The organism is Staphylococcus sp. GDX8P80P, assembly GCF_017893095.1.
GTDB classification, from domain to species: domain Bacteria; phylum Bacillota; class Bacilli; order Staphylococcales; family Staphylococcaceae; genus Staphylococcus; species Staphylococcus borealis.
Window position 1 is genome coordinate 1 of record NZ_JAESMI010000006.1, and the last position, 6,466, is coordinate 6,466.

General features: G+C 33.7%; 6 protein-coding genes. All 6 read right to left on the reverse strand.

Going from position 1 to position 6,466, the window contains the following annotated elements:
- Positions 1–89: 89 nt before the first annotated feature.
- The 6 genes from KA858_RS00675 to KA858_RS00700 all read right to left on the reverse strand — a co-directional run bounded on the left by KA858_RS00675 (position 90) and on the right by KA858_RS00700 (position 6,206).
- The gene (locus tag KA858_RS00675; protein WP_053029624.1) at positions 90–1,286 is read right to left on the reverse strand and encodes an acetate kinase; all 1,197 of its coding nucleotides are present in this window, start codon (positions 1,284–1,286) and stop codon (positions 90–92) included.
- Between the two features lie 80 nt (positions 1,287–1,366).
- The gene (locus tag KA858_RS00680; RefSeq protein WP_210134751.1) at positions 1,367–2,314 is read right to left on the reverse strand and encodes a class I SAM-dependent methyltransferase; all 948 of its coding nucleotides are present in this window, start codon (positions 2,312–2,314) and stop codon (positions 1,367–1,369) included.
- A gap of 131 nt (positions 2,315–2,445) precedes the next feature.
- Positions 2,446–2,940, reverse strand: coding sequence for a thiol peroxidase (gene tpx / locus KA858_RS00685; protein WP_053029626.1), 495 nt, complete (start codon positions 2,938–2,940; stop codon positions 2,446–2,448).
- Between the two features lie 88 nt (positions 2,941–3,028).
- Complete coding sequence (locus KA858_RS00690) at positions 3,029–3,805, reverse strand: sulfite exporter TauE/SafE family protein (protein ID WP_210134752.1); 777 nt, start codon at positions 3,803–3,805, stop codon at positions 3,029–3,031.
- 40 nt (positions 3,806–3,845) lie between these two features.
- A complete protein-coding gene (thiI, locus tag KA858_RS00695; RefSeq protein ID WP_210134753.1) occupies positions 3,846–5,069 on the reverse strand; it encodes a tRNA uracil 4-sulfurtransferase ThiI in 1,224 nt (407 codons plus the stop codon).
- Positions 5,070–6,206 (reverse strand): cysteine desulfurase family protein, encoded by a 1,137-nt coding sequence (locus tag KA858_RS00700; RefSeq protein WP_210134754.1) that lies wholly within the window; start codon positions 6,204–6,206, stop codon positions 5,070–5,072.
- Positions 6,207–6,466: the final 260 nt, after the last annotated feature.

A 6,466-nucleotide genomic window follows, 5' to 3' on the forward strand; every position in this document is an offset into this window, starting at 1 on the left:
CATTTCTCTTAGAACCAATAAAAAAAGCACAAAAATGATGTTTAAAACAACAATCATTTTTGTGCTTTTTAATTTTATCTTCTTAACGATTATAATTCGCCATATTTAACTGTATCTCTAGCAATCATAACTTCTTCATTTGTTGGAATAACAATAACTTTAACTGGAGAATGTGGGTAATTAATAAATCCTTCTTCGCCATGAATTGCTTCATTTTTCTTAGGATCCCAATAGATGCCCATGAACTCTAATCCTTCTAATACTTTCGCACGCACTGTTGAAGAGTTCTCACCTACACCAGCTGTGAAGACAATTACATCTACACCATGCATTCTTGTTGCATAAGAGCCGATGTATTTGTGGATTCTAGAAGCGAATACGTCTAATGCTAATTGCGCACGCTCTTTACCTTCTTCAGCATCACTTTCAAGGTCACGTAAATCACTTGAAGTACCTGAAATACCTAATAAACCTGATTCTTTGTTTAATACATTAAGCACTTCTTCAGCACTTTGACCTGTTTTGTGCATAATGAATGGAATTAATGCAGGGTCAATGTTACCTGAACGTGTACCCATAGTTACACCTGCTAATGGTGTGAATCCCATTGAAGTATCAATTGATTCGCCGCCATCAATGGCCGCGATTGAAGCACCATTACCAATATGGCAAGAGATGATACGTAATTCTTCAATTGGTTTATCCATGATTTCGGCTGCACGTTGTGACACGTATTTATGACTTGTGCCGTGGAAACCATATTTACGAATGCCATAATCTTTATAATATTGGTAAGGTAAGCTATATAAATATGATTGTTCAGGCATTGTTTGATGGAATGAAGTATCAAACACTACGACATGTGGAATATTTGGTAATAATTTTCTGAATGCACGAATTCCCATTAAGTTAGCTGGGTTATGCAATGGTGCTAATTCACATAGTGACTCAATTTTTTCTTCAACTTCGTCCGTAACTAATGCAGAAGTTGGGAATAACTCACCACCGTGTACGACACGATGTCCAGTACCAGCAATGTCGTTAATATCATCAATGATACCGTGTTCTTTGAAGCTGTCTAACATGATATTGATTGCTTCTTCATGGTCTTTGATATCTTTAACGTTTTTAATTTTTTCACCATTCACTTCAATTGTGAAAATTGAGTCTTTAATACCGATACGTTCTACTAAACCTTTTGTTACTATAGTTTCTTCAGGCATTCTAATGAGTTGGAATTTTAAAGAAGAACTACCAGCGTTAATCGCTAAAACTAAACTAGACATATATATTGTCCTCCAATTTATTAATTAATATCCATATTTATTTAACCATTAATACAGTCATAATTCAAGAATATCACAGTTTATTTTTTGGGATGATTTTCTGCCATCCAAGAATTCAATTCACTAATAAATCCTTGGAATTGATTTGGATTTTTAAAATCAGGAATATTTGCTAATAACACTTCAACTGGCTTAGTTTCATTCACTTTTTTCTTTTGCAAGATCAATATTGATTTACGCGCATTTTCATTTTTAAATAACGTCTTAGGTAAATTTAAAAATGCTTGCATTTCTGTCTCTGTTGCAATGAAATTTTCTAACTGTTTTACATTGTCATCTTCAAATAAATTACTTGGAACGACTAAAAATGCGAAACCTGTTTGTTTTAAGGCAGTGACTGATTGTTCAATTAATAAATAATGTGAGTAGCTATGCCCCTCTTTAAAGCCTAATTGCAATTCATGGCTTCGCTCATCTAAAGGATAATAGCCAATCGGTAAATCACCAATCACAATATCCGCTTCTTCTAATGGTAATGGCATAATTGCATCTTGAGGATAAACATCAAAAGGAATCTCCAAGAAATTAGCAAGATGGACACTCACTCTTGATAATACAGGGTCTACTTCAATTAGATGATGCATCACTGTTGTGTCTTTAAGCACCTCATTAACAGAAGCACTTAAATGACCAGCTCCACTAGCCATATCTACAACATGTAATTCGCTTTTATTCTCAGTAAATTTCTGAACTAAAAAGCCAAGAATTAATCCAATCGAATCAGGCGTAATCTGGTGATTTGCTTGGATTGATTCCTCTTGCATTAAACTTAAGTAAGCAAATTGAAATGCCTTTCTACGGTCCTGCAACGTTGCTTGTTCTAACAATTCACGTTTATTGCGATATACATCCTCCATTGCAAGTCCTAAATTTTCAATGAAACTTTGCCCATTTTGCTCATTTAAAGCTTTAGCATTTTCATCTAATGTTTTGAAAAGCTTCTCCATCACTGTTTGTTCTTCACTCATATACCTAATCCTCTCCAATAAAAAAGTGTCCATCAGGTTTATTTCTGTAAAATAATCAACGCTAGCTTTAGATAGCATTATTGAAATAAATATGGACACTTTTACGTTATATCTATTATCTAAATTGAATATTAAATGTTACGGTATGCTTCTAATGCAGCATCAAAATTAGGGAAGTCTGTACCTTCACTTACTAATTCTTTATAAACCACTTTATCATTACTATCTAATACGAAGACTGAACGCGCTAATAATCTTAACTCTTCCATAACAACACCGTATTGTTGTCCGAATGATAAATCTTTATGGTCACTTAACGTAATCACATTATCTAATCCATTAGATGCACACCATCTCTTTTGAGCAAATGGCAAATCGGCAGAAATTGTTAGAACAACGCCATCTTCTTGTGCAGCTTCTTCATTAAATTTACGTGTTTGTTGATCACACACACCAGTATCAATAGAAGGTACTACGCTGATTAATTTCTTTTGACCTTTATAATTTTCTAAACTAACTTCATTTAAATCATTATCCAGTACTTTAAAGTCTGGCGCTTGTTGCCCTTCAGAAACTTCAGAACCAGTTAAATGAATTGGATTATTTTTAAAAGTAATTTGTGTCATGATGAAATGACCTCCTATAGTATTTTCATTATATTGTTATCATACGACAGTCATAAAACCGAAATCAATCAATTGGAACTGATACATGTTAATGTTGTAACAATTGTATTATATAATCATACGTATTTTTCAAAATGAGTAGCGCCGTAACAATGATAAACAGTATTTTGACGTATCCTACACCTTTACTTATGGCAAATTGTGCACCTACAAAGGAACCTATCACCATACTCGCTGCCATAATCAATCCATATACAAAATCAACTTGGCCCAAAATAATAAAAAGAACCAATGCACCTAGATTGGACGCAAAATTTAATACTTTAGCGTTACCTGCTGCACTCAAAAAATCAAAGCCAAACGTCAGTAACACAAATAACATAAAGGAACCTGTACCCCCACCTAAAAATCCATCATAAAATCCAATTAGTAACAGTAAAGATGTAAACATAATGGCTTTACCAATTGTTAGCTTTGAAAAGGTGCGTACATTTCCCCAATCTTTTTTGAATATTGTATAAATAAGCACAAGCGTTAATATGATAATCACTACTGGCTTCAAAACTTGTGCAGGCAACAATGTAGCTAAACTCGCCCCACCGGCTGCAAAGATAAACACAAATGGAAAAAGTTTGAGTACAATGTTTAAATCTACTTTACCCGACCGTATAAACTTGATTGCGCTTGTAAGTGAGCCAAACGAACTAGCCAGTTTATTCGTACCTAAAGCTAGAGAAGGTGGCATTCCAATGGCTAATAGTGCTGGTATTGATATGAGCCCACCCCCACCAACGACAGCATCAATAAATGCAGCTAAGAAGCCAAACGCAATAATAATTAAAATGACATTTAACGTTATCTCCATGATGCAATTCCCCTTTATTTGAATGTATGTTTATTCTATTTTAAAATAACTCATCCATTAATGCATCAGTGTTTTGGTCTTTTTCACTTTTATAATCTTTATTAATTGTTAACGTTTCAATATTATCTGCCGCACGTTGAACCATGTCATCAAAGTCAAATACACTTTCATATTTAACTACTTTATCAAAATCTGGTTCAGTCACAGGATTTTTTGGTGTGAAGATTGTGCAACAATCTTCATAAGGTTGAATGGAAACATCAAATGTACCTATTTCACGTGCTTTTTTAATAATATCCTCTTTATCTAACGAAACAAGTGGTCTCAAAATCGGAGTAGATGTGACATCATTGATCGCATACATACTCTTTAGCGTTTGACTTGCAACTTGTCCTAAATTTTCACCATTAACAATCGCATGTGCACCAACGTTCTCTAATACAATATCGGCTACACGTAACATCATGCGACGTGTTGATGTCATCGTATATCTAGGGTGAACTACTTTATTTATTTGTTTCTGTAGTTCTGTAAATGGCACAATATGCAATTTAATTGGTCCCACTCTCTCTGATAAAATACGTGTAAGTTCAATCACTTTGTCTTTAGCCTTTTCACTTGTAAAAGGTGGGCTATGGAAGTGAATCGCCTCTATGTTTACACCACGTTTCATAATTTCCATTCCAGCTACAGGTGAATCTATGCCACCTGATAACATTAAGAGCGTTTTACCACCTGTACCAACTGGCAAACCACCGGCACCTTCAAATACTTGTGTAAAGACATAAACCCCATCCATTCTCACTTCAACTCTGACATTATGATCCGGATGTTTTACATCTACTGATATATCTTCCGTACCTTGTAATATAGTGCCTCCAAGTTCACGTTGTAATGCATACGTATCTAATGGGAATGATTTATCTACACGTTTAACATCAATTTTAAATGTATCTCCCGCTTTGAAGTCCTGAGCTAAATCGACACATAAATTTTTAATATCTTCTAATTCTTGTGATGTTTTATGCACTGGACTTACCGATTTAATACCGAAAATTTTGGTTAATCGATCGATGACTTCTTGCGCATCCGCTTCTTCAGTTAAAGAGATATACATTCTATCCCTTTTTCCTTTAACATGGGTACCCTCAATCGTTTGCAATGATTTAATCACATTATCTTTCAACGCATTAACAAACTTTTTACGATTCGTTCCTTTTAAAGTTAATTCTCCATATCTAACTAATAAGTGATCGAACTTCATTTACTTTAACAACTCCTTAATTTCTGTATATATTATTTCAAATTTTTCTTTAAAATGATTGATATCCTCTTCTGTAGTCAAATCACCAAATGATAATCTAATACTTCCTTCTATTTTATTGTCAGCAATTCCCATCGCCATTAATACTTCATTTAATTTTCCTCTTTTAGATGAGCAAGCACTTGTCGTTGAGACCATAATATCAGATTTTGAAAATGCATTAACTAACACTTCACCTTTTACCCCTGGGAACGCAATATTTAATATTTGTGGTGCACCATCTTCAGGTGAATTAATATAAACGCCTTTATATTTTTTGAAAAATTGACGAAGCTCATTATTAAAATGACGCATACGATGGTTACGGTCATTTAAATCATCTAGTGCTAAAGCAATTGCTTTCACTAAGGAGACGTTCATAGGTAAGTTAACCGTTCCACTTCGTATACCGTATTCTTGGCCTCCACCTTGCACAATGGGCTCTAATTTATCTTTATTATCAATTAATAGTAATCCCTGACCTTTAAGTCCATTAAATTTATGACCACTGAAACTTACACTATTAATCCCTTCTAGGTGCAATGGAATTTTACCCAATGCTTGAACAGCATCTACATGTAGATGGGCTTTAGGATAATCTTTTAATAATGTCACTATTTCATCTATAGGTTGTATTTGTCCCATAATATTATTGACATACATACAAGTAACAAGCCCGACTCTATCATTCATTAACGATGCTAAATGATTGATATCGATACGACCATCTGAAGTGATATTTACATATTTTAATTTAAAACCATCATCTTCTAAATGTCTCATTACTTCTAAAACTGATGGATGTTCTAGAACAGAAGTTATAATTTCATTAGCAAACTGTTTCTTTCTATAAGCTATCCCTTTTAAAGCTATATTGTTAGATTCTGTGGCTCCACTTGTGAATATAACATCTGTATTCTGTCCAATGGGTAGCATGGCTTGAATGCGTTCCTTAGACTGTAGCAGCACTTTTTCCGCTTGCAAACCCCACTTATGCGGACTATTAGGATTAAAATAAACCGCTTCATTAACTTTAATAAATGAATCGAGCACGTCTCTATGGGGCTTTGTAGTGGCAGCATTGTCAAAATATATCACTTATAACACTCTCTTTCATTCTCCGTTTAATTATTAATTTTATTTATGTCAAATTGAACTCTAATATACATATTTTACAAAAATAGATACTAAAGCATTATACTATTTTTAAATAAAATTAAAAGACGTCAAACATAAATTTAAATAAACTCATCAATAAAGCAATACAGTCAAGTCCAGACTCCTGTGTAAAATGCTATACAATGTTTTTACCATTTCTACTTATCAAAATTGATGTATTTTCTTGAAGAATAAATCCA

Excerpts from the sequence above, each read along its gene's own strand:
- KA858_RS00690 (WP_210134752.1), bottom strand. The coding sequence starts at position 3,805 with ATGGAGATAACGTTAAATGTCATTTTAATTATTATTGCGTTTGGCTTC.
- thiI (WP_210134753.1), bottom strand. The coding sequence starts at position 5,069 with ATGAAGTTCGATCACTTATTAGTTAGATATGGAGAATTAACTTTAAAA.
- KA858_RS00680 (WP_210134751.1), bottom strand. The coding sequence starts at position 2,314 with ATGAGTGAAGAACAAACAGTGATGGAGAAGCTTTTCAAAACATTAGAT.
- tpx (WP_053029626.1), bottom strand. The coding sequence starts at position 2,940 with ATGACACAAATTACTTTTAAAAATAATCCAATTCATTTAACTGGTTCT.
- KA858_RS00675 (WP_053029624.1), bottom strand. The coding sequence starts at position 1,286 with ATGTCTAGTTTAGTTTTAGCGATTAACGCTGGTAGTTCTTCTTTAAAA.